The sequence below is a fragment of the Rhodopseudomonas sp. AAP120 genome, assembly GCF_001295845.1.
Classification (GTDB): domain Bacteria; phylum Pseudomonadota; class Alphaproteobacteria; order Rhizobiales; family Xanthobacteraceae; genus Rhodopseudomonas.
Genome location: NZ_LJIC01000087.1, coordinates 1 through 26,270 on the forward strand (window position 1 = coordinate 1; position 26,270 = coordinate 26,270).

At 66.8% G+C, this 26,270-nt stretch carries 17 protein-coding genes; 11 read left to right on the forward strand and 6 right to left on the reverse strand.

Annotated features, from left to right (window positions below):
• The first annotated feature begins 56 nt into the window (after positions 1 to 56).
• Positions 57 to 1,094, forward strand: coding sequence for an esterase-like activity of phytase family protein (locus IP86_RS14470; protein WP_082364003.1), 1,038 nt, complete (start codon positions 57 to 59; stop codon positions 1,092 to 1,094).
• An 18-nt stretch (positions 1,095 to 1,112) separates the two neighbouring features.
• On the opposite strand, the gene IP86_RS14475 is transcribed toward IP86_RS14470, so the two are convergent.
• Both IP86_RS14475 and rpmB read right to left on the reverse strand, forming a co-directional pair.
• Positions 1,113 to 4,313, reverse strand: a complete 3,201-nt coding sequence (locus tag IP86_RS14475; protein ID WP_054163238.1) for a PAS domain S-box protein — start codon at positions 4,311 to 4,313, stop codon at positions 1,113 to 1,115.
• A 327-nt stretch (positions 4,314 to 4,640) separates the two neighbouring features.
• Positions 4,641 to 4,946 carry a 50S ribosomal protein L28 gene (gene rpmB / locus IP86_RS14480; protein WP_054163239.1) on the reverse strand — a complete coding sequence of 102 codons (306 nt, stop codon included), beginning with the start codon at positions 4,944 to 4,946 and terminating at the stop codon, positions 4,641 to 4,643.
• A gap of 306 nt (positions 4,947 to 5,252) precedes the next feature.
• Between rpmB and IP86_RS14485 the strand changes: the two genes are divergently transcribed.
• The 5 genes from IP86_RS14485 to IP86_RS14510 all read left to right on the forward strand — a co-directional run bounded on the left by IP86_RS14485 (position 5,253) and on the right by IP86_RS14510 (position 11,853).
• Entirely contained in the window at positions 5,253 to 6,137 is an 885-nt protein-coding gene (locus IP86_RS14485; protein WP_054163240.1) for a DUF3108 domain-containing protein, read from the forward strand.
• A 310-nt stretch (positions 6,138 to 6,447) separates the two neighbouring features.
• A complete protein-coding gene (locus tag IP86_RS14490) occupies positions 6,448 to 9,783 on the forward strand; it encodes a helicase-related protein (RefSeq protein ID WP_054163241.1) in 3,336 nt (1,111 codons plus the stop codon).
• 39 nt (positions 9,784 to 9,822) lie between these two features.
• The gene (locus IP86_RS14495) at positions 9,823 to 10,092 is read left to right on the forward strand and encodes an RNA-binding S4 domain-containing protein (protein WP_054163242.1); all 270 of its coding nucleotides are present in this window, start codon (positions 9,823 to 9,825) and stop codon (positions 10,090 to 10,092) included.
• 74 nt (positions 10,093 to 10,166) lie between these two features.
• A complete protein-coding gene (fdxA, locus tag IP86_RS14500; RefSeq protein ID WP_054163243.1) occupies positions 10,167 to 10,505 on the forward strand; it encodes a ferredoxin FdxA in 339 nt (112 codons plus the stop codon).
• A 133-nt stretch (positions 10,506 to 10,638) separates the two neighbouring features.
• Positions 10,639 to 11,853, forward strand: a complete 1,215-nt coding sequence (locus IP86_RS14510; protein ID WP_245290627.1) for a CarD family transcriptional regulator — start codon at positions 10,639 to 10,641, stop codon at positions 11,851 to 11,853.
• Positions 11,854 to 12,199: 346 nt separating this feature from the next.
• Here IP86_RS14510 and IP86_RS14515 read toward each other — a convergent pair whose 3' ends face one another.
• The gene (locus IP86_RS14515; protein ID WP_082364011.1) at positions 12,200 to 13,693 is read right to left on the reverse strand and encodes a M48 family metalloprotease; all 1,494 of its coding nucleotides are present in this window, start codon (positions 13,691 to 13,693) and stop codon (positions 12,200 to 12,202) included.
• Positions 13,694 to 13,704: 11 nt separating this feature from the next.
• Positions 13,705 to 14,508, reverse strand: coding sequence for a thermonuclease family protein (locus IP86_RS14520; protein ID WP_156332512.1), 804 nt, complete (start codon positions 14,506 to 14,508; stop codon positions 13,705 to 13,707).
• A gap of 235 nt (positions 14,509 to 14,743) precedes the next feature.
• Between IP86_RS14520 and IP86_RS14525 the strand changes: the two genes are divergently transcribed.
• The 3 genes from IP86_RS14525 (at position 14,744) to IP86_RS14535 (ending at position 17,651) form a co-directional block, all read left to right on the forward strand.
• A complete protein-coding gene (locus IP86_RS14525) occupies positions 14,744 to 15,901 on the forward strand; it encodes an ABC transporter substrate-binding protein (protein ID WP_502694002.1) in 1,158 nt (385 codons plus the stop codon).
• 194 nt (positions 15,902 to 16,095) lie between these two features.
• Positions 16,096 to 16,884 (forward strand): enoyl-CoA hydratase, encoded by a 789-nt coding sequence (locus tag IP86_RS14530; RefSeq protein ID WP_054163246.1) that lies wholly within the window; start codon positions 16,096 to 16,098, stop codon positions 16,882 to 16,884.
• A 2-nt stretch (positions 16,885 to 16,886) separates the two neighbouring features.
• Positions 16,887 to 17,651 carry a VOC family protein gene (locus tag IP86_RS14535; protein ID WP_054163247.1) on the forward strand — a complete coding sequence of 255 codons (765 nt, stop codon included), beginning with the start codon at positions 16,887 to 16,889 and terminating at the stop codon, positions 17,649 to 17,651.
• Positions 17,652 to 17,757: 106 nt separating this feature from the next.
• Here IP86_RS14535 and secA read toward each other — a convergent pair whose 3' ends face one another.
• The gene (gene secA, locus IP86_RS14540) at positions 17,758 to 20,598 is read right to left on the reverse strand and encodes a preprotein translocase subunit SecA (RefSeq protein WP_054163248.1); all 2,841 of its coding nucleotides are present in this window, start codon (positions 20,596 to 20,598) and stop codon (positions 17,758 to 17,760) included.
• Between the two features lie 355 nt (positions 20,599 to 20,953).
• Here secA and IP86_RS14545 point away from each other — a divergent pair, with 355 nt between their 5' ends.
• On the forward strand, positions 20,954 to 21,886 hold the full coding sequence (locus IP86_RS14545) for a peptidylprolyl isomerase (RefSeq protein WP_082364009.1): 933 nt from the start codon (positions 20,954 to 20,956) through the stop codon (positions 21,884 to 21,886).
• A gap of 214 nt (positions 21,887 to 22,100) precedes the next feature.
• On the opposite strand, the gene mutS is transcribed toward IP86_RS14545, so the two are convergent.
• Complete coding sequence (gene mutS, locus IP86_RS14550) at positions 22,101 to 24,824, reverse strand: DNA mismatch repair protein MutS (protein ID WP_054163250.1); 2,724 nt, start codon at positions 24,822 to 24,824, stop codon at positions 22,101 to 22,103.
• A gap of 168 nt (positions 24,825 to 24,992) precedes the next feature.
• On the opposite strand from mutS, the gene pcaF reads away from it, so the two are divergent.
• Positions 24,993 to 26,204 (forward strand): 3-oxoadipyl-CoA thiolase, encoded by a 1,212-nt coding sequence (gene pcaF / locus IP86_RS14555; RefSeq protein WP_054163251.1) that lies wholly within the window; start codon positions 24,993 to 24,995, stop codon positions 26,202 to 26,204.
• Positions 26,205 to 26,270: the final 66 nt, after the last annotated feature.

Below are 26,270 nucleotides of genomic sequence, written 5' to 3' on the forward strand. Positions count from 1 at the left end.
CCCCCCCCCCCGCCCCCTCCCCGCAAGGGGGAGGGGAGCCAACACGCCGAGCTTTTATCGCTAAGGGCATCGCCGCCGCCGGTCTGGCGTCAGTGCAGCTTCTTGCGCCACCGCCCGCGCTGGCGCAGTCCATCAAGGATGAACTCGACGCCCATGCGGTCCCTGCGCCCGAACGCATCCAGGTGCGGGCGCGGCCGATCGAGTCTTTCGATCTGCGCGACCGGGCCGCGCGGCGGTTCGGTGCGCTGCAGTTTCGTAGCGGCCTGGTGCTGACCTCGTCGTTTCGCGGCTTCGGCGGGCTGTCGGCGCTGCGGCTCGATCCGAAGGGCGAGCGCTTCACCGCGATCAGCGATCGCGGCACCTGGTTCACCGGCCGGATCGCCTATAGCGGCGCCGAAATGACCGGGCTTACCGACGTCGAAGCCGCTCCGATCCTTGGCGCCGATGGCCAGCCGCTGACGAAACGCAAATGGTACGACAGCGAATCCCTCGCCTTCGATGGCGGCATCGCCTATGTGGGCTATGAGCGCATCAACCAGATCGTGAAGTTCGATTTCGGCCGCGACGGCGTGCGCGCGCGGGGCCAGCCGATCGCGGTGCCGCCGGGACTGCGCAAGCTGCCCAACAACAAGGGCATCGAGGCGCTCGTCGCGGTACCGAAGGGCCTGCCGCTCGCCGGCACGCTGGTCGCGATCTCCGAGCGCGGCCTCGATGCCGACCGCAACATCATCGGCTTCCTGATCGGCGGCAAGACACCCGGGACGTTCGCGATCCGCCGCACCGAGGATTTCGACGTCAGCGACGCCGTGCTGCTGCCGCCCGGCGACTTGCTGATTCTCGAGCGCAAATTCTCATGGCTGGCGGGCGTGCATATCCGCATCCGGCGGATTCCGCTCGCCTCGCTGGCCCCGGGCGCCGTCGTCGACGGCCCTGCCCTGTTCAATGCCGATCTCGGCCAGGAGATCGACAACATGGAAGGCATCGACGTGCATCGTGATGCGTCCGGCGAGACGGTGCTGACGCTGGTGTCGGACGACAATTTTTCCATGCTGCAGCGAACGCTGCTGCTGCAGTTCACGCTGACCGAGGATTGAGCCTGCGGCTTCGCGCGGTCAGACCATCGCGCGTGCCGGGCTGCCACGCCCGGCATCGATCTCCTCCGTCGCCGCCGGCTTCTGGCCGGCTTCGGTATCCGGCGTCGAGCTCAGCGCGAGGCGGATCATGCGGGCGAGATCGATCCGCCGATACGGCTTCGACAGCAGCAGGATGCCGGAATCGATCCGGTCATTGTGGATCAGCGCGTTCTCCGAATAGCCCGAGGTGAACAGCACCTTGAGACCCGGCCGTCGCTTGGTCATCTCGGCGGCGAGTTGCACGCCGTTATACGGGCCCGGCATCACCACGTCGGTGAACAACAGGTCGAACTTGGCGTCGCTGTCACAGATCGACAGCGCGGCGGTGGCGTTGCCGACCGAAAGCGCCGTATAGCCGAGGCTCTTGAGCTGGGCGTTGACGTAGCTGCGCACCATGGCGTCGTCCTCGACCACCAGGATGGTCTCGGTGCCGCCGATCGCGCCGCCTTCGGATGCCGCCGGCGTCTCGCGTTCGGCCTCGGCGGTGGCGCGCGGCAGATACAGCCGGAAGGTCGTGCCCAGGCCTTCCTCGCTGTACAGCGTGATGTGTCCGCCGGACTGCTTGATGAAGCCGTACACCATGCTGAGCCCGAGCCCGGTGCCCTTGCCGACTTCCTTGGTGGTGAAGAACGGATCGAACACCTTGCCGCGGATCGCCTCGGGAATGCCGCAGCCGGAATCGGTGATGGCGATCATCACATAGGCGCCGACATCGACATTGCCGAGCCGCTTGGCGAATTCCTGATCGACGATGATGTTGCAGGTTTCAAGCGTCAGCTTTCCGCCGCTCGGCATCGCGTCGCGGGCATTGACGGCGAGATTGACCAGCGCGGATTCGAGCTGGCCGCGGTCCACATAGATCGGCCAGACGTCGCTCGCCAGCACGGTCTCGACCTCGATCTGTTCGCCGAGCGTCGGCCGCAGCAGGCTCTGCAGGCCGGCCACCAGCCCGTTGACGTCGGTCTCGTCCGGGCGCAACGGCTGCTTGCGGGCGAAGGCGAGGAGCAGCCGCGTCAGTTCGGCGCCGCGGTCCGCCGCCTCGCTGATCAGCCGGGCGATCGCGGCGAGATGCGGCTGGTCGGCGACGCCGTCGCTGATGATGTCGATCGTGCCGGTGATCACCGTCAGCATGTTGTTGAAGTCGTGGGCGATGCCGCCGGTGAGCTGGCCGATCGATTCCATCTTCTGCGACTGCCGCAGCTGCTCCTCGAACGCGATCTTCTCGGTCAGATCGCGCAGGAACGCGTTGATGACGAAGCTGCCGTCGCGATACAGCGCCGTCATCGCCACCTCGATCGGCATCGGCGTGCCATCGTGGCGGATCGCTTCGATCTCGACGCGGAAGCCGGTGTTCTCGCGGCCGAGCGTGGTGGCGAACTGCGTGAACTCTTCGGTCCTCTGCTCGAGCTGATCGGGCGGAATGATCAGCTGGAAGACGTTGCGGCCGATCGCCTCGGTGCGCTTCCAGCCGAACATCATCTCGGCGTGAGGGCTCCATTCGGTGATGGTCGCCAGCGCGTCGACCTGAACGAAGGCGTCGAGCGCGGTGTCGACGATCGCGCGCGCCATCTGTTCGCTGCGGCGCAGCGCCTCCTCGGCTTTCTTCTTCTGGGTGATGTCGTGATACACCATCACGGCGCCCTGGATGTCGCCATTGTCGCTCAGCAAGGGCCGGCCGTTCGCGATCAAATAGGAGCGCCGCCCGCTGCCGATCGGCTGCACGATGAATTCGAAATTCTCGATCGTTTCGCCGAGCGACGCGCGCAGCAGCGGCGCCTTGTCGGGCGCGAGCGGCTTGCCTTCCGGCGTAAAACGGTCGAACGCGCGCGTGGTGTTGAGCACGCTGCTGCCGACCAGCGCTCCGAACATCTCGCGCGACGCCGGATTGGTGAGGATCACCATGCCTCGCGCGTCGGCGACCAGCACCGGGTCCACCATGTTGTCGATGGTGTTCTGCAACACGCCGGCGAGGCGGCTGCGTTCTTCCGCCTCCTCGGCGAAGGCGATGGCGCGCCGCTTCGACTCGCCCGTCATCTGCTCGAACGCATCGGCCAGCAGCTTGATCTCGTGGCCGCCGCCCGGTGCGAGCTCGAACTTCTCGCCGCGCGCGAAGGCCTGCACCGATCGGGTGATACGGACGAGAGGCCGTGTCAGCGATCGCGCCAGCGGCACCGCGATCAGCATCGCCACCAGGATCGCAACGGCGCCGCCCGCCAGCGTGGAATTGCGGACCGCGGCCTGCACCGACCCCAGCGACGCGTAGTCGCGCATCTCCACGACGCCGATCAGCGGTCCGTCGGCCAGCCGCACCCACCCGATGCCGAGGCCGAACGGCCGGCCTTCGCCGTTCTCGATCACCGGCGGAGCCGCGTCCTTGTCGCCCAGCAACTCGGCAAACGCCGGGAAGTCATCCTGGATGCGGCGCGGCTTGCCGAGATCGAAGCCGAATTCCTGCGACCGATCCGGATGCACCAGATAGTCGCCGGCGTCGTTGATCACATAGATGGTGTCGCCGGAATCGGTGCTGTTTCTCACCCGGTCGAACAGCGCGTTGAGGTTGGTGTTGATCACCAACAGACCGAGGCGTGTGCCGTCTGCGGCGTCGATCGGCGCCATCGTCCGCACCGTCGGCGTGTAGGGAGTTTCGAGTCCCGTGGCTGTCCGGTTCAGTTCGACCCGGGAGATCGCGACCTCTCCGCGCGGCAGCGCCATTCCTTCTTTGAAGTAAGCGCGGTCGCCGCGCCGGGTCAGTGCGGCGGGCGGCACCACCCGAATTGCGCCGTCCGGACCCAGCCGATCCACACGAACCAGTTCAAGCCCGTCATCCTGCGCGCCGATGATCCGCAGGATGGCGCAATTCGGCTTGGCGGCAAGCTCCGAAGCGAAGCGGTCCTCGATCCGCTGACGCCAGTTCGGGCCGTTCGGACCGGTCACCTCGGGACGCCTGATCAGCAGATCCTGCAGCGCGGGCGAGGCCTGGGCGCTCTTGGCGTCGGCCAGCGTGCTGCGCAGCTGCGCATCCAGCAGCAGCGCGTTGAGCTGAGCATGGGTCTGCAGCCGCGCCACCGTGCGTGGAATCAGCAGTTGGACGATGCTGCGATAATTGAGAAAGCCGAGAACCGCCGTGGTCACCAGGACCAGAGCCACCATCGCCAGCATCAGGCGTGTCGAAAGCTTCATCGCGGCCTCTGCGACGCGGCTGCACCGCCATCACCCCATGGCCAGAACTGGCGAGGCTCCTGGGGCATCGTGTTCGAATCCGAAACGTCGGTCGATTATGACAGCTTGTGCGTGTGTCTCCCGAACCCGTCACCTCGGTAAACTACGAGATTCGACCAATGACGGGTGGATGTCATTAATGGACGGTGCCCGGCACCTGCTGTGGTCACACCCGCATCCGACGGACCGCGGGGCGATGTATCAGGCGCGCAAACGAAAAGGCCGGGTCTTTCAACCCGGCCGTCCAAAATCATGAATGCCGACAGGCGAGCGCCGGTAAAAGGCGGCTCAGGTCGCGGCGGCGACCGGCTCGGCGGCCTTCTTCTTGACGATCGCGCGCTTCAGCTCGGCAGCCTTCGGCGACAGCTCGGCGTCGGTCGCCTTGAGCAGGAAGGCGTCCAGGCCACCGCGGTGGTCGACGCTCTTCAGCGCATTGGTCGACACCCGCAGCCGCACCGGGCGGCCGAGCGCGTCGGACAGGAAGGTGACGTTGACCAGATTGGGCAGAAAGCGCCGCTTGGTCTTGATGTTCGAGTGGCTGACCTTGTGGCCGGTCTGGGCACCCTTGGCGGTCAGTTCGCAGCGCCGGGACATGGCGAAAATCCTTTGTCATCCCCGCCGGCGCACGCGCAGGCGCGGGGGTTCTATCGACGTCCATTTCAGGAGCCGGCGACCTATAAGCGGGCTCGCGTCCAGCGTCAAGCTGAAGCCGCCGCGAACGCGGTATTTTGACCCGCGGCAGGACCCTGCGGCCCTCGTCATGCATTGATTTGCCGCGCCGGATCAACGATCTACCATCATATAAACGACGCATTCGATTCCGAAACGATGGATTGGACCGATCATGGCTTTTGCGACCGGTCGAACGGCGTGCCTCGGCCGCCAGGCAGGACGACCTGAGTGAACATTTCCGTCAGCAATTGCTTCCGCCGACAGACCGACGCTGCGCCGCGGCTCCCGGCTCTGTTCGCCGGACTGGTCTCGCTCGCTTCGGCTTCGGTTGCGCTGCCCGGCCCTGCGGCGGCTCAGGGCAAGCTCGACGCCCGCTATGAAGCCTCGCTGGCCGGGATCGAAGTCGGCAAAGGCGCCTGGGTGATCGAAATCACCGACGACCAATATGCGGCCGCCGCCAGCGGCGCGACGTCGGGCGTGATGCAAGCGTTCTCCAGCGGCCATGGCAGCGGCGAAGCGCAGGGACGGATCGTTGCCGGCCAGTTCGTGCCGATGAACTACATGGCGTCCACCACCAGTTCCAAGAAGACCGAGACGATCCGGATCACGCTCGGCAACGGCAACGTCAAGGATTCCTCGATCGAGCCGGAGCCGCCCTCCGATCCCGACCGCATCCCGGTGACCGATGCGCATCGTCGCGGCGTGCTCGACCCGATGACGGCCTCGTTCCTGCGGGTCTCGGGCACCGGCGATCCGATGGCTCCCGACTCGTGCCGGATCTCGACGCCGATCTTCGACGGCCGGATGCGCTACGATCTGCGCTTGGACTACAAGCGCACCGAAATGGTGAAGGCCGAGAAGGGCTATCAGGGACCGGCGCTGGTCTGCGGCATCTATTTCACGCCGGTCTCCGGCTATATTCCGGACCGTGCGGCCATCAAATATCTGACCGGCCTGCGCACCATGGAAGTGTGGCTGGCGCCGATCGCCGGCACACGCGTGCTCGCGCCGTTCCGGCTCAAGATCCCGACGCCGCTAGGCAATGCCGTGCTGCAGGCAACGCAGTTCGTCACCACCGCCACGCCGCCGAAATCGGCCTCGCGGGCTCAATAGCGCCCCTGCGGCGGCTGCCCGAATTCCTCCCGACAGCAGAGTCGAATCCAGTTGACTCGCCGGGGAATCGTCGAACGCATGGCCAACCGACAAGCGGCGCTTTTTCGAGCGTTGATCTTCCGAGCCGTCCCTGATCTGGTGAGAAAGATGTCAGGCGACGCAAGATGTTGCGATGAAACGCCCGCAGATCCAGCGAGTCAGCGATTCGGCCGCGTTTCGTTCGGGACTCGTTCCACAGCTTAACCCACGCGCGCTGCGGCGTCGCAATGTGACACATCCTTGACCGCAGCCACGCAGAAATACAGCCAAAATGCCTGTTTCGTTTTCCGCGCCGTTTACCAATGACCGGGCGCCGGGTGCCGGCGTCACCGCGGTGCTCGGCCCGACCAACACCGGCAAGACCCATCTGGCGATCGAGCGGATGGTGGCGCACCCGTCCGGCCTGATCGGCCTGCCGCTGCGGCTGCTGGCGCGCGAGGTCTACAACAAGATCGTCGAGCGGGTCGGCCCCGACGCCGTCGCGCTGGTCACCGGCGAGGAGAAGATCAAGCCGTCCAAGGCGCGGTTCTGGGTCTCGACCGTCGAGGCGATGCCGCGCGATCTCGACGTGTCGTTTCTGGCGGTCGACGAAATCCAGATCGCCGCCGATCTCGAGCGCGGCCATGTCTTCACCGACCGCATCCTGCGCCGGCGCGGCCGCGACGAAACGCTGCTGCTCGGCGCCGCGACGATGCGGCCGATCATCGAGCGGCTGCTGCCCGGCGTCAGCATCGTCACCCGGCCGCGGCTGTCGCAGCTCGAATTCGCCGGCGACCGCAAGCTGACGAGGCAGCCGCGCCGCACCGCCATCGTGGCGTTCTCGGCCGACGAAGTTTACGCCATCGCCGAGCTGATCAAGCGCCAGCATGGCGGCGCTGCCGTGGTGCTCGGCTCGCTGTCGCCACGCACCCGCAACGCGCAGGTGGCGATGTTTCAGTCCGGCGACGTCGATTACCTGGTCGCCACCGACGCGATCGGGATGGGGCTCAATCTCGATGTCGATCACGTCGCCTTCGCCTCCGACCGCAAATTCGACGGCTACCAGTTCAGGCGACTGACGCCGGCGGAGTTCTCGCAGATCGCCGGACGCGCCGGACGCGCCACCCGCGACGGCACCTTCGGCACCACCGGGCGCTGCGCGCCGTTCGAGCCCGAACTGGTCAACGCGTTGCAGAATCACACGTTTGAACCGGTGAAGATGCTGCAATGGCGCAATTCGGCGCTCGATTTCAGCTCGGTCGGCGCCCTGCAGGTATCGCTGGCGGAAACGCCGCGCCATGAGGCGCTGACCCGCGCGCCAGTCGCCGAGGATCTGCGGGTGCTCGATCACGCCGCCCGGGACGCCGAGGTGCGCGAGATGGCGCATGGCGCCGCAGCCGTCGAGCGGCTATGGGACGTTTGTCAGGTCCCGGACTATCGCAAGATCGCGCCGGCGGCCCACGCCGAACTGGTGACGACGCTGTATCGATTTCTGATGCAGAAAGGCCGGATTCCGGACAGCTGGTTCGCCGCTCAGGTCGAACAGGCCGATCGGACCGATGGCGGCATCGACACGCTTTCGGCACGGATCGCTCAGATCCGGACATGGACTTTCGTCGCCAACCGGGCGGACTGGCTGGCTGATCCTGACCACTGGCAAGGCATTTCGCGCGACATTGAAAATAAATTGTCAGATGCGCTGCACGAACGCCTCACGGAACGTTTCGTAGATCGTCGGACCAGTGTATTGATGCGCCGCCTGCGGGAAAACACGATGTTGAATACGGAAATTGGTAAGACCGGCGAGGTCATCGTCGAGGGACATGTGATTGGTCGTCTCGACGGCTTCACTTTCGCGCCGGACGCGGCCGAGGCCGGGTCGGATGCGAAGGCCTTGCAGGCGACCGCGCAGAAGGCTCTCGCCGGCGAAATCGACGCCCGCGCCGAGAAGCTCGCGGCGGCCCCCGACGAGCAGTTCGTGCTGACCTCGGAAGGCATCGTGCGCTGGACCGGCGACGCGGTGGCGCGGCTGGTCGGCTCCGACGACGTGCTGCGGCCGCGGCTGCGGATTATCGCCGACGATCGTTTGGCCGGCGCGCCGCGCGAAGCCGTGCAGACGCGGCTCGATCTCTGGCTCAAGACTCACATCGAAAAGATTCTCGGGCTGCTGTTCGAGCTCGGCAAGGCCGAGGACATCACCGGCATCGGCCGTGGCATCGCGTTCCAGCTGATCGAGTCGCTGGGCGTAATCGAGCGCAGCAAGATCGCCAGCGAGATGAAGGATCTCGACCAGCCGTCGCGCGCGACGCTGCGCAAATACGGTGTGCGGTTCGGCGCCTATCACATCTACATTCCGTCGCTGCTGAAGCCGGCGGCACGGGCGCTGGCCTCGCTGCTGTGGGCGCAGAAGCTCGACAATGTCGACATGTCGGCGCTGTCCGGCGCGCAGCACCTCGCCAGCAGCGGCCGCACCTCGTTTCCGGTCGACAAGGCGCTCGACCGCGATGCGTACCGCACGCTCGGCTACCGGATGTGCGGCGAACGCGCGGTGCGCGTCGATATTCTCGAACGTCTCGCCGACCTGATCCGTCCGGCGCTGGCCTGGCGTGAAGGCATGCCCGGCGAGAAGCCGGCGGGCGCCTTCGACGGCCGCAGCTTCGTGGTGACCCAGGCGATGACCTCGCTGACCGGATCGGCCGGCGAAGACTTCGCCTCGATCCTGAAGGCGCTCGGCTACCGCATGGAAAAGCGGCCGCCGCTGCCGCAGGCCCCGGCGCCGCAGCCGGCCGCGACCGAGACCACAGCGCCCGCCAGTGCCGAGACGGCCCTGTCGGCCGAGGATCACGCCATCCTGGCCGGCGCGATCGCGTTCGAAGCTATTGCGTCACCCGAAACGCCGGAAGCCGACTCTGCTCCCGCCGAGACGGCAGCCGAACCGGTCGCGCAAGAGGCTGCAGCGCAAGAGGCTCCGGCCGGTGAGCCGCTCGACGCCGTGCCGGCCGAGGCGAGTTCGTCGGAAATCGTCGCGCTGACCGAAGCGGATACGGCGGCTGGCGAAGCCCCCGCGGGCGACGTCGCGGCTCCCGAAGCCGCCGCAACCGAGGCGCCCGCTGCTGAAGCAACGACGGGTGAAGCTTCCACGGCCGAAGCAGCCCCTGCGTTCGACGCCAAGCCACAGCCCGAACTGGTCGAAGTCTGGCGCCCGGGTGGCCGCTCCGACGAACATCGTCCGCGCCACGACCGCAACAAGCGTCCGCACAATCGCCCGCAGCATGGCCAGGGCGGCCAGGCCGCCGAGGGCGAAGCCGGTGCGCGTCAGGACCGGCCGGATCAGGGCGGTCGGCGCGGCAAGGGCGACTTCCGCCGCGATCGGCGTGAAGGCGACGGCGGCGCGCCACGCCGCGAGGCGCAGGGTGAAGGCCGTCCGCCGCGCGAGCGCTTCAAGGGCCGCGACAAGTTTTCGGACAAGAGCGGCAAAGGCGGCCGCGACAATCAGGGCGGTGGGTCGCACCGGCAAGTGCATTCCAGTGCACCGCCGCGCGAACGCGATCGGCCGATCGATCCGAACTCGCCGTTCGCCAAGCTCGCGGCCCTCAAGGAGCAGCTCGCCGCCGGCCGCAAGGAGTGAGTTTCGCCGCGCGATCGCGCGGCTGATCCAGGGTGGTGCGTGGAGCGGCAGCGTCTCGACAAATGGCTGTGGCATGCGCGGGTCGTGCGGGCCCGCAGCACCGCCGCCGCACTGGTGGAAAGCGGCCATGTCCGGATCAACGGCGCCCGTGAGACGTCGCCGGGGCACGGCGTCAAGGTCGGGGACGTGCTGACGATTGCGCTGGATCGTAGCGTGCGCGTGCTGAAAGTGATTGGATTTGCGGAGCGCCGCGGCGATGCGGCCTCGGTTACTGGACTTTATGCCGATCTCGAAGTGCCACGGGAATAGGCATCTTCATCTTGCGGCTGTGGGACACCTGCGGTACGCAAACACTCAAAATTAGAACCGTTCCGGAGCTTCGGATGACTTACGTCGTCACTGAAAACTGCATCAAGTGCAAATACACCGATTGCGTTGAAGTCTGCCCCGTCGATTGCTTCTACGAGGGCGAGAACATGCTGGTCATCCATCCGGACGAATGCATCGACTGCGGCGTGTGCGAACCCGAGTGCCCCGCTGACGCGATCAAGCCCGACACCGAACCGGGGCTCGAGAAGTGGCTCGAGCTGAATTCGGAATATGCCAAGACCTGGCCGAACCTGACCCAGAAGAAGGACGCGCCGGACGAGGCCAAGCAGTTCGACGGCATGGATGGCAAGTTCGACAAGTTCTTCTCGAAGGAGCCGGGCACCGGCGACTAAGCCGGCGCACGCGACCGGCACGCCCGCCGGGGCGTGATTTCTCAGACCCGGCTTAACCCTGTTGATGATGAGTCGACCTGGTCCGCGCAAGGAACCGGGGCGATTCGTCATAAATCATTGATTTTTGCGGGAAATGTGCTATATTTGGCACATTCTAGAAACTCGGCATGCCGTTTTTGCGGCCGGGAAGGGATCCCGTCAAAAACAACGAACAGGGGCGTGGCGGTTCCACGCGCAGGCTGTGTCACAGAAAACGCGTAAAATGAGTGCTTCCTCGAAGGGTGCCAAGCACGCTGGCAGCCGCAGCGCAACCAACAACCGATCCCGGACTTCAGCCAAGGACACCCGGCCCGCGAAATCGACTCCGCCGCGGTCCTCTGCATCCAAGGCGCCCCGTGCGAAGGCGACCGCCACCAAGGCGAATACCGCCAAGCCGACACTCGCTAAGGGTTCCGCCGCGAAGGCTTCGGCCTCCAAGGCGACGGCCCTCAAGTCCTCGAAAACCAAAAGAAGTGAAATGCCATCCAAGACTGCGAAACCCGCCGCTGCGGCAACCGTCTCCAAGGCCGCTTCCGCGAAACCAGCCGTCAAGCCCGCCGCCAAGGCGCCTGTCTCGGCGCCCGTCTCGGCTCCGGCCGCGGCCCCGGTCGCGCCTGCCGCCGCGGCGCCGAAGGCTGCCGCTAAGCCGGAGGTGAAGCCGGTGGCTGCGAAGCCGGCGCCCGCCAAGGCCGAGGAGCCGAAGAAGGCGGTGACTCAGCGCCAGGGCTTCAAGGCCAACGAGTTCGTGGTCTATCCGGCGCACGGCGTCGGCCAGATCCTGGCGATTGAGGAGCAGGAGATCGCGGGCGCCAAGCTCGAACTGTTCGTCATCAACTTCATCAAGGACAAGATGACGTTGCGGGTGCCGACCGCCAAGGTCGCCAATGTCGGGATGCGCAAGCTGTCCGACCCGGCCCTGGTCAAGAAGGCGCTGGAGACGCTGAAGGGCCGTGCCCGCGTCAAGCGGACGATGTGGTCGCGCCGCGCCCAGGAGTACGAAGCGAAGATCAACTCCGGCGACATCGTTGCGATCGCCGAAGTGGTGCGCGACCTGTATCGCTCGGAGTCGCAGCCCGAGCAGTCCTACAGCGAACGCCAGCTCTACGAAGCGGCGCTCGACCGGCTGTCGCGCGAGATCGCGGTGGTCCAGCAGGTCACCGAGACCGAGGCCGTCAAGGAAGTCGAAGGCCAACTCGCCAAGAGCCCGCGCCGCGGCGCCAAGGCGGACGCCGAGGGTGAAGCCGAAGCGGACGGCGATCTCGACGCCGACGGCGACAGCGACGACACCGTGACCGACGAAGCGGCGTAAGCCGCGTCGCATCTGTCGATCAGATCAGGCCCGGCGCAAGCCGGGCCTTTTTTGTATGTCGGGTCCCGATCAAGAGAACAGCTTGGACATTCGCGACGGCACCGCGCCGAGCACAGCGCAACCTCTCCCCGCGCGCGGGGAGAGGTCGATCCGGCAGAGCGAAGCGATGCCGGATCGGGTGAGGGGCGTCTCCGCGAGTCTGAGCTGTCCGCGAAGTCATCGACGTAGATCGCCGGCACTCGGCCTTGCGGGGACGCCCCCTCATCCCGGCCTTCTCCCCGCAGGCGGGGAGAAGGGGCAGGTTGCGCCCGCGGCTGAAGCTACGAAAGCAAAAGCGGGCCGCGTCTCAATCCACCACGATCTTCACTAGATCGCGTGGCTTCACGGTGGCGTTCGCTTCGAGGCCGTTGAGAACCCGGAAGCGCTCCAGCGGGCGGTCGACGCCGGCCATGCGGTGCGACAGCGATTCGACGGTGTCGCCCGGCTGCACGGTGATCACCTTGATGCGCAGCGGCCGGGCCGCCTGGATTTCGTCGAGCGTCAGCCGGCGAAACGAATTCACGGTGTCGCGCGAGTTGCGATCGCTCTCAGCCGATTTCTGCCGGGTCGCGAAGATGAAGCGATAGACGTCGCTGCCGAACCGCAGCGCATAGACCTTGAACTGCCACTGGTCGCCGCGCGCCGAGACCGACGCCGCCGGAAAGCCGTTGATGCTCAGCTCCTCGGTCGAACTGCGGTCGACATTCTCCATCCAGCCCGAATTCAGGTAGTCGCCGAGCGACTGCTCGGCGGGCACGCGCACGACATCGAACCGCATCGCCTGGTTGCCGCCCTCACGCACGCCGATCACCGCCTGCGCGGTGTTGTCGAGCGTGAAGCTCTCCGGCACCTGGAAGGTGAAGCCGAGCTTGGGATGCAGGAAGCGGCGGCCGCGGACGAAGCCTTCGCTCGGGTCCTCGCCATAGACGATGTTGTCGATGGCGTTGAGATAGGTCTCGCGGTCGCGCTCGCCTTTGGCGGTCTGTTCCGCCGAGGCGTATTGCCGCGCATTGTTCTGCGCATTGCGTACCCGCTCCGGAGTCGCCGGATGCGACGCCAGGAAGTCCTGCGACCGGCCGTCGCCGCCGCGGCCGGCTTTCAGCGCGGCGTTGCGCTCCATCGCGGTGAGGAAGCGCGAGGCACCGTAGGGATCGAATTGCGCACGGGCCGAGATGCCGACGCCGATGCCGTCCGCCTCCAGCTCCTGCTGACGCGAGAAGCTCGCCATCGACAGCTTGGTCTTGGCGAGCGCCAGCGCCGTCATCTCCGGATCGGTGCCCATGTCGGTGACGACGCGCGTGACCAGCGCCGCCTGGCGCGCCTGGTCCTCGCGGATCGCGGCGTGCTTGGCGAGCACATGCGCCATTTCGTGCGACAGCACCGACGAAAGTTCCGACGTATCGCTCGCCAGCGCGACCAGTCCGCGGGTGACGTAGAGCTGCCCGGTCGGAAGCGCGAAGGCGTTGACTGCGCCCGAGTTCAGGATCGTCACCTTGTAGGTGAGATCGGGCCGGTCCGAGGCCGCAACCAGACGGTCCACCGTGCTGGTGATCAGCGCTTCGAGCTTGGGATCGTCATAGGCGCCCCCATAGGTGGCGAGGATGCGCTCGTGCTCGCGTTCGGCGGCCGGCGATTGCACGGCGGGCCGGACCGGTTTGGCGGCCGGCGTGCTGGACGGGATCGACGCGGTCTCGAAACGCCGAAAATCGCCGCAGCCCGCCAGCGTCAGCGCGCCGAGCAGCGGCAATACCAGCCAGCGGCGGCTCCTCCAGATGCTGCGCCGTCCCTCGGATGCGACCACGTGATGGCTCTCTACGGACGCCAATGCGCGCCCGGCCCTTCGATCTGTCCCACGTCGCGAACCGCGATCTGCGGGCCGGAACGCCGCTCGACCCAGCCTCGAACACGGATTCGCTTGTTCTCCAAGGACTTGGGCGAGATGCCCGCAGCCTCGAACGATCCCAATATGCGCCTTGAAATAGTCACCGCAAAGTCCCGAGTCCAGCGCCGGCCGAAGTTCAGAAAGATCGTCCCGCCGGCCTCGCGAACCGACAATATCCTGCCTTCGATGACGCTGAAGCGCCCCACCCGCGACAGAACATCGTCCACATTTTCGGCGTTTTTGAGGGCCGCGCCCACGGCCCAGAGACCACGCCGGGAATCGCGGGCCGTCGTTTCGGCAGCGAGCAGCTCGGCGCGGCAGTCCGTGGCCGCGATCCCGACCCCGACCAGCAACTGCCCTGCTTCGAGCAGCTCGTCCTGCAGCGATCTCGCCTCGCCTTCAACGAACACGAACGCCGGCTGCCGGCCGTAACGATCGGGCGCGTCGTCAGCGCCGTGCAGCATGATGCGCCGCCCGAGCGCCCGCAGCGACAGCGCGGCGATCGCTTCGCCGCGATGCGCCGCTTCGGCTTCGACCGCGGCGAGCCGGATCTCGCGGCCATCGTCGAGGCGAACAGTGCGGGCATCCTGGATCGCGGCGACGACGCCCTCGCCTTGCGACGGCAGATCGATACAGGCTGCGCGTGCAGCGCCACTGGTGATCAGCAGCAATGCGGCGATCGTCGCGCAGAGGCCGACACCTCTCTGTGAGTTGGTCGCGATCATCACGCCCATTCGCCGCCGCATCGACTCCGATGGATCGTCCGCACATCCGCTCGCTTACTAAGCGTCATGACTTCGGGCAAGCGCATTCCACCTGCCGGAAAACCTGATTGCTTGCCGCGTTGCGACCGATACGGCATGATCGCACCACGACCAGAAGCGCTGCGGATGAAGCCGGCGCCGGTCAGGGGAGGACGCTTTGAGAACGATCCGGACAACTGTTGTCGCATGTCTGTCGCTCGCCGTGATGACGGCCGCGCAGGCGCAGTCCCAGCCGCCGCTGAAGCTCGGCGCTATTCTCGACATGTCCGGTCTGTATGCCGATATCACCGGCTCCGGCAGCGAGACCGCCGCCAAGATGGCGGTGGAGGATTTCGGCGGCAGCGTGCTCGGCCGCAAGATCGAGATCATCGCGGCCGATCATCTCAACAAGGCCGATCTCTCCGCCAACATCGCACGCGACATGCTCGACAATCAGGGCGTCGAGGCGATCATCGACGTCGCCGCATCGGCGACCGCGCTCGCCGCCGCCGAGATCGCCAAGGCGCGGGGCAAGATCATCATGTTCTCGGGCCCGGGCTCGATCCGCCTCAGCAACGAGGCCTGCGGCCCCTACACCGTGCACTACGTGTTCGACACTTACGCGCAAGCCAACACCACCGGCCTGGCGGCCGTGAAGCAGGGGCTCGACAGCTGGTTCTTCCTGACGGCCGACTACGCGTTCGGCCAGGATCTCGAACGCGACACCACCAACGTCATCAAGGCGTCCGGCGGCAAGGTGCTGGGCAGCGTGAAGCATCCGCTCAACACCTCGGACTTCTCGTCCTTTCTGCTGCAGGCGCAGAGCTCCAACGCCAAGGTGATCGGCCTCGCCAATGCGGGCGGCGACACCATCAACGCCATCAAGCAGGCGGCCGAATTCGGCATCACCAAGGGCGGCCAGAAGGTGTCGCCGCTGCTCGCCTTCATCTCCGATATCGACAGCGTCGGGCTCGAGACCGCGCAGGGCCTGATCCTGACCGAGGCGTTCTATTGGGATCTCAACGACGAGACGCGGGCCTTCACCAAGCGCTTCATGGAGCGCACCAAGCGGGTGCCGACCTCGGCGCAGGCTGGCCTGTATTCCGAGACGATGCACTATCTGCAGGCCGTGAAGGCCGCCGGCACCACCGACGCTGCCGCGGTGATGAAGAAGATGAAGGAAACGCCGATCAACGACTTCTTCGCCAAGAACGGCCGCATCCGCGAAGACGGCCGCATGGTGCACGACATGTATCTGTTCGAAGTCAAGAAGCCGTCGGAATCGAAGGGCCGCTGGGACGACTACAAACTGCTCGCCACCGTCCCGGGCGATCAGGCGTTCCAGCCGCTCGAACAATCGCGCTGCCCGCTGGTGAAGAAGTAACGAAACGCCTTGTCCCGGGCGCGGTGCGGCACGAGGTGCCGCTCCGCAGAACCGGGACCCCGGTTTGCATCTGAAGCCGTCACCGGGGCCCCGAATCAGCAGCGCACCACGCCGCAAACGCGGCGCGCTGCGCAGCATCCGGGGAACGCCCTCAAACGTCGCCACCCGCCGGCGATCAACAACAAGGACCCGCCATGACCGACATCGTCCTGCAGCATCTCGACCGCGGCCTGCTCACCATCACGATGAACCGTCCCGAGCGGCGCAATGCGCTCAATCAGGACATGATCCGCGGCCTGGTCGAGGCGGCGCATCGCGCCAAGGATGATCCGGAGGTGCGCGCGGTGCTGCTGAAAGGCGCCGGCGGCACGTTCTGCGTCGGCGGCGACGTCAAGTCGATGGCGGCCGCGGGTGCGCCGCCGCCGCTCGAGCAGAAGGTCGCCAATCTGCGCCGCGGCATGGAAGTGTCGCGCATCCTGCATCAGATGCCGAAGCCCGTGGTGGCGCAGGTCGACGGCGCCGCGGCCGGCGCGGGTCTGTCGATGGCGCTGTCCTGCGACCTGCGCGTTGCGGGTAGCTCGGCCAAGATCACCACGGCGTTTGCCAAGGTCGGGCTGTCCGGCGATTTCGGCGGCACCTACTTCCTGACGCAACTGATCGGCGCCGCCAAGGCGCGCGAATTGTATCTGACCTCGCCGGTGCTGACGGCGCAGGAGGCGCAAGCGCTCGGCATCGTCACCAAGGTGGTGCCGGACGCCGAGGTCGAGCAGGCGACGCGCGATCTGGCGCTGTCGCTGGCGCAGGGCCCGACCGTGACGCTCGGCTACATCAAGACCAACATCAACAACGCCGAGAGCCTGTCGCTCGAGACCTGTTTCGACGCCGAAGCGCTGCATCACTCGCGCTGCGCCGAGACTATCGATCACAAGGAAGCCGCCGCCGCCTTCGTCGAGAAGCGCGCGCCGTCGTTCCAGGGCCGCTGACGATGGCGCCGTTCCTTCGCCTGCGCCAGATCTGCCTCGTCACCGAGCCGATCGAGCCCGCCGCGTCGCAGCTCGCCGCCATCATGGGGCTCAACATCTGCTACCGCGATCCGCATGTCGGCAAATACGGTCTGGAGAACGTGCTGCTGCCGGTCGACACTACGCTCCTTGAGATCGTGGCGCCGACGCAACCCGGCACGGCGGCCGGCCGCTTCCTGGAGAAGACGGGCGGCCGCGGCGGCTACATGGCGATCTTCTGCTGCGACGATCCCGATGCGCGCGGCCGCCATGCCGCCAGCCTCGGCGTCCGCACCGCCAACGTGATCGACCACGCGCCGTATCACGGTGTCCAACTGCACCCGCGCGACTGCCGCGCCGCTTTCATCGAACTGAACCACACCGCAGGCAGCGACAACATTCGCGGCCCCTATCCGCCGGCCGGGCCAGACTGGGACAAGGAGATCCGCACCGACACGACGCAGGCGTTGACCGCCGTCGAGATGCAAAGCCCCGACCCGGCCGATCTCGCGGCGCATTGGGGCCGCATCCTCGAGTTGCCGGTCGGCAAAGGCGCCGACGGCGCTGCCGAGCTTCAGCTCCCCAACGCGACATTCCGGTTTATGCAAGGTACCAGCGAAGCCATGACCGCCATCACCTTCAAGGTCGCGGACCCCGCCAAGGTCCGCCAGGCGGCGCAAGCAAAGGGTCTTGCCGCAACGAACAGCGGCTTCACCATCGCAGGGGTCGAGTTCAGGCTGACGAACTAACCGTCCGTCATTCTGCGACCCCCGAGAACGACAATGCCCGGCGCGAAACCGGGCATTGCCATATCAACTCATCACGGTCCGACCGCTGAACGCCGCCTGGCGGCGGTTACGCGTAACGGCCGTGGCAGTGCTTGTACTTCTTGCCGGAGCCGCAGGGGCAGTCTTCGTTGCGGCCGACCTTGCCCCAGGTGTCGGGCTTGTTCGGATCGCGGGCAGCCTTGTCGACCACCGGAGCGGGGGCGAGCGACACGTTGGCCATCGCCATCTCGTCCTCGCCGGTGTCCGGATTGGCCTTGTGCACCTCCATCGGCGGCAGCTCGCGCGGCTGCTCCGGCGGGATGATCTCGACCCGCATCAGCTGAGCGGTGACGGCCTCGCGCAGATGCGAGCTCATCTCCTGGAAGAGGTTGAACGCCTCCGACTTGTATTCCTGCAGCGGATCGCGCTGGCCGTAGCCGCGCAGGCCGATCACCTGGCGCAGATGGTCCAGCATCACCAGATGCTCACGCCACAGATGATCCAGCGTCTGCAGCAGGATGCTCTTCTCGGCGTAGCGCATGACGTCGGGGCCCCACTGCGCCACCTTCGCCGCCATGTGCTCGTCGAACACCTTCTCCAACCGCGAGATCAGCTCCTCGTCGGCGATGCCTTCTTCCTTGGCCCATTCGTCGACCGGAATGTCGAGCCCGACGATGCGCTGCAGCTCTTCCTTGAGACCGGCAACGTCCCACTGCTCCGCATAGGCGTGCTCGGGCACATGTTTGGCGACCAGATCCTCAATGAAGGTGTGGCGCATGTCGGTGACGGTCTCGACGACGCTGTCTTCCTTCATCAGCTCGATGCGCTGATCGAAGATCACCTTGCGCTGGTCGTTCTGGACGTCGTCGAACTTCAAGAGGTTCTTGCGGATGTCGAAGTTGCGCGCCTCGACCTTCTGCTGCGCCTTTTCCAGCGCCTTGTTGATCCACGGATGGATGATCGCCTCGCCTTCCTTGAGGCCGAGGCGAGTCAGCATGGTGTCGAGCTTGCCCGAGCCGAAGATCCGCATCAGATCGTCTTCGAGCGACAGGAAGAACTTGGAGCGGCCGGGATCGCCCTGACGGCCGGAGCGGCCGCGCAGCTGGTTGTCGATGCGGCGGCTTTCGTGGCGCTCGGAGCCGACGATGTACAGGCCGCCGGGGCGTTTGGCGGTCTTGGCCGGCTTATTGCCCTTGGCGGGCTCGATCTCGATCTCGTCCTCGGCGTTCAGAACGATGTCGCGGAAGCGCTCGATATCGGCCTTGATCTGCTCGATCTTCGCCGCCTTCTCGGCCTCGTCGGTGATCCCCGCGGTCTCCTGCGGGATGCGCATTTCCAGCGAGCCGCCGAGTTTGATGTCGGTGCCGCGGCCGGCCATGTTGGTGGCGATGGTGATCGCGCCGGGGACGCCGGCTTCGGCGACGATATAGGCTTCCTGCTCGTGGAAGCGCGCGTTCAGCACCGCGAACAGCTTGGCGGGCTTGCCGGCGCGGGCAGCGGCGTAGAGCTTGTCGAGGCCCTTGGGGTCGCCGAAGTCGATCTGCTTGTAGCCGTTCTTCAAGAGCAGATCGGCCAGCACCTCGGACTTCTCGATCGACGCGGTGCCGACCAGCACCGGCTGCATCCGGGCGTTGGCGCGCTCGACCTCGGCCAGGATCGCCGCGTACTTTTCCTGCTGGGTGCGATAGACCTCGTCGTCTTCGTCGAGACGCGAGATCGGCAGGTTGGTCGGGATCTCGACCACTTCGAGCTTGTAGATGTCGTAGAACTCGTCGGCCTCGGTGGCCGCGGTGCCGGTCATGCCGGCGAGCTTGTCGTACATCCGGAAGTAGTTCTGGAACGTGATCGACGCCAGCGTCTGGTTTTCCGGCTGGACGGTGACGTGTTCCTTGGCTTCCAGCGCCTGGTGCAGGCCTTCCGAATAGCGCCGGCCCTGCATCATGCGGCCGGTGAACTCGTCGATGATCACCACCTCGTCGTTGCGGACGATGTAGTCCTTGTCGCGCTGGAACAGCGTGTGGGCGCGCAGCGCCTGGTTGACGTGGTGCACCACCGAGACGTTCTCGACGTCGTACAGCGACTCGCCGCGGAGCTGGCCGGCGTCGCGCAGCAACGTCTCGATCTTCTCCATGCCGCCTTCGGTCAGCGTCACGGTGCGCTGCTTCTCGTCGATGTCGTAGTCCGACTTGTCGAGCCGCGGGATGAAGGTGTCGATGGTGTTGTAGAAGTCGGAACGGTCGTCGAGCGGACCGGAGATGATCAGCGGGGTACGGGCTTCGTCGATCAGGATCGAGTCGACTTCGTCGACGATGGCGAAATGATGCCCACGCTGGACCATGTCCTCCAGCCGGTACTTCATGTTGTCGCGCAGATAGTCGAAGCCGTATTCGTTGTTGGTGCCGTAGGTGATGTCGCAGGCATAGGCGGCCTGACGCTGGCTGTCGTCGAGGCCGTGCACGATCACGCCGGTGGTCATGCCGAGGAAGCCGTAGATCTGCCCCATCCAGCCGGAGTCGCGGGTGGCGAGGTAGTCGTTGACGGTGACGACGTGGACGCCCTTGCCGGGCAGCGCGTTGAGATAGACCGCCAGCGTCGCGACCAGCGTCTTGCCTTCGCCGGTCTTCATCTCGGCGATGTCGCCCTCGTGCAGCACCATGCCGCCGATCAGCTGCACGTCGAAATGGCGTTGGCCGAGCGTGCGCTTGGCGGCCTCGCGGACCGTCGCGAAGGCGGGGACCAGAAGGTCGTCCAGCGTCTTGCCGGCGGCGAGTTGCGCCCGGAATTCGTCGGTCCGGGCGCGCAGCGCCTCGTCCGACAGGGCCGCCACTTCCGGCTCCAGTGCGTTGATCGCGGCGACCCGGGCCTGATAGGCCTTGATCCTGCGATCGTTCGACGAGCCGAAAAGTTTGCGGGCTAACGCGCCGATCATGCCAGCTTCCTGTCCTTGCAGTGTGACTTCACGGCCGTGATGCCGTCGAAGCCGATGTGCCGTTCGCTCGAGCCACTATCAACTCATCGTGACGCCGGCGACCTATCGGGATACAGGTGCGGCGCGAAATGATTGGCATCCAGCAATCCGAGGGCCGGCGGCGCGGCCGGGGCCGTCCGCGACCTTGATACCCGTGCCAGTGGCGGCAGAGATATGGCTGGGGTGGGGGGTTGTCAACGCGCCGCCGACCGCGTGATTTCATCATTTTGACAGAGTTTTCACGTTGCCAAGTCGCCGTGATTGGGTGACTGTCCCGCCGCTTCCGGCACCCCGGCTTTCAGAACAAGGATTTTCCATGACCCCTGCGTCATCCGCAGCCTTATCGGCCCTGCGAACCGGCTTCGTTGCCGCGGCCGCGACCGGTTGTCTCGCTTTCGCGCTGCTCGCGAGCCCGATGGCGCGCGCCCAGGACGCGGACCCGGTGCTGGCCAAGGTGAACGGCGCTGAGATCCGCCAGAGCGACGTCACCCGCGCCGAGGAAGAGCTCGGGCCGAGCCTGGCCCAGATGGACCCCGCCTCCAAGCAGGAGAACGTGCTGTCCTTCCTGATCGACATGAAGATCGTCGCCAAGGCGGCGGAGGACAAGAAGATCCAGGACACCGCCGAATTCAAGAAGCGGCTCGATTTCGCCCGCAATCGCCTGCTGATGGACGATCTGCTCTCGGTCGAGGGCAAGGCCGCCACCACCGACGCGGCGATGAAGAAGGTGTACGACGACGCCGCCAAGCAGATCTCCGGCGAGCAGGAAGTCCGCGCCCGTCACATCCTGGTGGAGACCGAGGACGAGGCCAAGGCGATCGCCGAAGAGCTGAAGAAGGGCGCCGACTTCGCCGAGCTGGCGAAGAAGAAGTCCAAGGACCCGGGCGCGTCCGACGGCGGCGACCTCGGCTTCTTCACCAAGGACCAGATGGTGCCGGAATTCTCCGCCGTCGCCTTCGCGCTCGAGCCCGGCAAGATTTCGGACCCGGTGAAGAGCCAGTTCGGCTGGCACATCATCAAGGTCGAGGAAAAGCGCAACCGCAAGCCGCCGAGCTTCGATCAGGTCAAGCCGCAGATCGAGCAGTACGTCACCCGCAAGGCGCAGTCCGACTACGTCGCGCAGCTCCGCCAGGCCGCCAAGGTCGAACGGATGGACAAGCCGGCCGCCGACGCCGCCAAGCCGGCCGATGCGGCGAAGCCCGCCGACCCGGCCGCCAAGGCTCCGGCTCCGGCGCCCGCCAAGAAGTAAGCGTCACAAGACTTCAATCTGCTGAACGGCCGGGGCTCGCCCCGGCCGTTATCGTTTTAGTGATGCGGTGGGCGGTCTTTCAGCGACCACCGTCATTGCGAGGAGCGAAGCGACGAAGCAATCCAGCGCCGTGCACGGGACTGGATTGCTTCGCGGAGCCTGTCATCGGGCGGCGCTTCGCGCCGACCCGTTGGCTCGCAATGACGCCGGGGGATTACACGGCCTTCGGCAGCTTCGCCTTCAGCGCGTACAGCGCATCGAGCGCCTCGCGCGGGCTCATCTCGTCGGGATGCAATGCCTTCACCGCCTCGATCAGTTGCTCGGCTTCACTCGGCGGTGCGGCTTCGGCCGGCGCGCGGGCCGTGATGGCGAACAGCGGCAGATCGTCGATCAGCGTCTTGGGCTGGCCGCGGTCATTGGCTTCGAGCTTGGCCAGCACCGATTTTGCGCGCGACACCACGCTGGCGGGAAGGCCAGCCAGCTTGGCGACCTGGATGCCGTAGGAACGGTCGGCCGAGCCCGGCAGCACCTCGTGCAGGAACACCACCTCGCCGCGCCATTCCTTGACCCGCACCGTGGCGTTGAACAGCCGCGGCAGCTTGGCCGACAGCGCGGTCAGCTCGTGATAGTGCGTCGCGAACAGCGACCGGCAGCGATTTTGTTCGTGCAGATGCTCGATCGCCGCCCAGGCGATCGACAACCCGTCGAAGGTCGCGGTGCCGCGACCGATCTCGTCGAGGATCACCAGCGCCCGCTCCGACGCCTGATTGAGGATCGCGGCGGTCTCGACCATTTCGACCATGAAGGTCGAGCGGCCGCGCGCCAGATCATCGGCGGCGCCGACGCGCGAGAACAGCCGGTCGACCACGCCGATCCGCGCACGCGCCGCCGGCACGTAGCTGCCGACCTGCGCCAACAGTGCGATCAGCGCGTTCTGGCGCAGGAAGGTCGACTTACCGGCCATGTTGGGACCGGTGAGCAGCCAGATCTGGCCGTTCTTCTGCGCCGGCCCCGGCGACAGATCGCAGGCGTTGGCGATGAACGGCTCGCCGGCGCGCTTCAGCGCCTGCTCGACCACCGGGTGCCGGCCGCCTTCGATGGCGAAGCTCAGCGACTCGTCGACCTCGGGCCGCACGTAGTTGTTATCGGACGCGAGCTTGGCCAGCGCAGTGGCGACGTCGAGCACCGCGAAGGCATGCGCGGCGGCGCGCAGATCGTCGCCGGCGGCGTCGATCGAGGCGGCAAGGCGGTCGAAAATCTCCAGCTCGAGCCCGAGCGCGCGATCGCCCGCATTGGCGATCTTGGCCTCGATCTCGCCAAGCTCGGCGGTGGTGAAGCGGACCTGGCCGGCCATGGTCTGGCGATGGATGAAGGTGGCGTTCAGCGGCGGCGACATCAGCTTGTCGCCGTGCTGGGCGCCGACTTCCACAAAGTAACCGAGCACGTTGTTGTGCCGGATCTTCAGCGCCTTGACCCCGGTGTCGTCGGCGTAGCGCGCCTGCATCGACGCCACCACCAGCCGCGAGGCGTCGCGCAGCTTGCGGGTCTCGTCGAGCGCCGGCTCGTAACCGTCCCGCACGAAGCCGCCGTCGCGCTTCAGCAGCGGCAGCTCATCGGCGAGCGCGCGGCTGAGCTCGTTGCAGAGATCGCGCGACGGCCGCTGCAGCGCCGCCATGGCGCCGGCGATGTCCTGCGGCGGCTCGGCGAGCCGCGACAGCTGCGCCAGCACTTCGTCGGCGGCGCGGATGCCGCTGCACAGCGCCGCAAGATCGCGCGGGCCGCCACGGCCGAGCGACAGCCGCGCCAATGCGCGCGCCATATCGGGCGCGGCGCGCAGCGCGCTGCGGATCATTTCGCGCAACGTCGGGTCAGCCACGAAGGCCTCGACGGCATCGAGCCGCCGCGCGATCGCGGCCGCATCGGTCAGCGGCGCGGCGAGACGCTGCGCCAGCAGCCGGGAGCCGGCAGCGGTGACGGTGCAGTCGATCGCGTCGAGCAGCGAGCCGCGGCGCTCGCCGGCGAGCGTGCGAGTCAGTTCGAGATTGGCGCGGGTCGCCGGGTCGATCGCCATGGTGGTGCCGATCGCCTCGCGCGATGGCGGCGACAGCGGCGGGCGCTTGCCGAGCTGGGTGCGGTCCACATAGGTGACGCAGGCGGCGGCCGCGGTGGCCTCGAGCCGTGACAGCGCGGCGAGGCCGTCCATGGTGGCGACCGCGAAGTAATCGCACAGCCGCTTCTCGGCGGTGGCCGAATCGAACACGTCGCGGGTCAGCGGCGTCACCGCGGCGAGTTCGCGCAGCAGCGGGCCGATCTCGGCGTCGCTGTACAGCGCGTCGGCGACGATCGCCTCGTTCGGATTGATCCGCGCCAGCGTCGCCGGCAGTTCGCCGGTCGAACATTCGGTGACGATGAACTCGCCCGTCGAGATGTCGATCCAGGCGAGCCCGATGCGGTCGGCGCCGGACGAGCCGCGCGCACGGGCGATCGCCAGCAAATAGTTGTTGGCGCGGGCGTCGAGCAGCGTGTCTTCGGTCAGCGTGCCCGGCGTGATCAGCCGCACCACGTCGCGCCGCACCACGCTCTTGCGGGCGCGCGCCGCCGCCGGGTCCTCGGTCTGCTCGCACACCGCGACGCGATGGCCGAGCGCGATCAGCCGGTGCAGATAGTCGTCGGAGCGCTCGACCGGCACGCCGCACATCGGAATGTCCTGCCCGAGATGCTTGCCGCGCTTGGTCAGCGTGATGCCGAGCGCCCGCGCGGCGATCTCGGCGTCCTCGAAGAACAGCTCGTAGAAATCGCCCATCCGGTAGAACAGCAAGAGCCCCGGATTGGCCGCCTTGATCTCGTGGTACTGCTCCATCATCGGCGACATCTTCGCCGGCGCCTCATTGGGCGGGGACGGATCGGGCGGCACGGCGATGTCGGGGCGGATGGTCATGGCCAATCTCTAGCAAACTTCCCCTGACCCGCTCCACCGCAGCACGCCCGTCATGCACGGTTTCCGCACGTGGTTGTGCGTGGCGTGTGCATTGACCGCCCGGGGCTTGCTTCCTAAAACCCGGGCACAAATCCGGCCCAGCCCGGATCGCCACAAGGGAGAGTTTCGATGGCCGACGTTTTCATCTGCGACGCAGTGCGCACCCCGATCGGCCGGTTCGGCGGCTCGCTCGCCAAGGTCCGCGCCGACGACCTCGCGGCGGTTCCGATCAAGGCGCTGATGGCCAAACATCCCGACATGGACTGGAGCGCCGTCGACGAGGTGTTCTTCGGCTGCGCCAACCAGGCCGGCGAGGACAACCGCAACGTCGCCCGCATGGCCGCGCTGCTGGCCGGCCTGCCCGACTCCGTCCCCGGCCAGACCCTCAATCGCCTGTGCGCCTCCGGCCTCGATGCGGTCGGCGCGGCGGGCCGCGCCATCCGCGGCGGCGAGATCGATCTGGCGATCGCCGGCGGCGTCGAATCGATGACCCGCGCGCCGTTCGTGCAGGGCAAGGCCACCGAAGCGTTCTCGCGCTCGGCCGAGATCTTCGACACCACGATCGGCTGGCGCTTCATCAACCCGCTGATGAAGCAGCAATACGGCGTCGATTCGATGCCGGAGACCGGCGAGAACGTCGCCGAGGAGTTCCAGATCTCGCGCGCCGACCAGGACGCCTTCGCGATCCGCAGCCAGCAGCGCGCCGGCGCGGCAATCGCGGCTGGATACTTCGCGCAGGAAATCGCGCCGGTGACGATCCCCGGCAAGGGCAAGGCTGGTCCGACCGTGGTCGACCAGGACGAGCACCCGCGCCCGGAAACCACGCTGGAAGGCCTCGCCAAGCTGAAGCCGATCGTGCGCAATCCCGGCACCGTGACGGCTGGCAACGCCTCAGGCGTCAATGACGGCGCGGCGGCGCTGCTGATCGCGTCGGCAGCCGCCGTGCAGAAGTATGGCCTGACGCCGCGCGCCAAGATTCTCGGGCTCTCCTCGGCGGCGGTGCCGCCGCGCATCATGGGCATCGGTCCGGTGCCGGCGACCCGCAAGCTGATGGAACGGCTTGGGCTCAAGATCAGCGATTTCGACCTGATCGAGCTCAACGAGGCCTTCGCCAGCCAGGGCATCGCCTGCATGCGCCTGCTCGGCGTCGCCGACGACGCCGACTTCGTCAATCCGCATGGTGGCGCGATCGCGCTCGGCCACCCGCTCGGCATGAGCGGCGCCCGGCTGGCGCTGACCGCGGTGCACGGCATGGAAGCCCGCGGCGGCAAGCTCGCACTCGCCACCATGTGCGTCGGCGTCGGCCAGGGCGTCGCGATGGCGATCGAGAAGGTGAACTGAGCACTGCGTACTCCCTCGCCCCGCTCTTGCGGGGAGAGGGTTGGGGTGAGGGGCGACGCGGGCACC